The sequence below is a fragment of the Streptomyces sp. 35G-GA-8 genome, from assembly GCF_023534745.1.
Lineage (GTDB): Bacteria > Actinomycetota > Actinomycetes > Streptomycetales > Streptomycetaceae > Streptomyces.
On record NZ_JAMHJQ010000066.1, the window covers coordinates 1 to 427 of the forward strand.

General features: G+C 59.0%; 1 protein-coding gene and 1 rRNA gene. One reads left to right on the top strand and one right to left on the bottom strand.

The window, feature by feature from the left end:
- The coding region (locus tag M1203_RS38555; protein ID WP_249954527.1) for a hypothetical protein at positions 1 to 309 on the top strand (309 nt) is incomplete at its 5' end.
- A 38-nt stretch (positions 310 to 347) separates the two neighbouring features.
- On the opposite strand, the gene M1203_RS38560 is transcribed toward M1203_RS38555, so the two are convergent.
- Positions 348 to 427, bottom strand: a 16S ribosomal RNA gene (locus M1203_RS38560); the annotation flags it as partial.

Sequence of the window (427 nt, forward strand, 5' to 3'; positions counted from 1 at the left end):
ATCGGTTCCTGGTACCAAGGCATCCACCGTGCGCCCTTAAAAACTTGGCCACAGATGCTCGCGTCCACTGTGCAGTTCTCAAACAACGACCAGCCACCCGTCACCCCCACCGAAGTGAAGTACACCGGGGCCGGCAACCCGAAGGACGAGCAACGCTCGCACCTTCAGACACCCAACAGCGTGCCCGACCCGTCCAACCTCTTCCCTGTGTTCCACGCCGAAGCAGTACTGACAGGAAGAAGACCGAACGTGCCGAGTAGTCAACGTTCCACCCATGAGCTGACCACCGTCGGACATTTGCCGACGTAGTGGCTCTGGACCCCTTACGGGGTCTAGATGCTCCTTAGAAAGGAGGTGATCCAGCCGCACCTTCCGGTACGGCTACCTTGTTACGACTTCGTCCCAATCGCCAGTCCCACCTTCGACA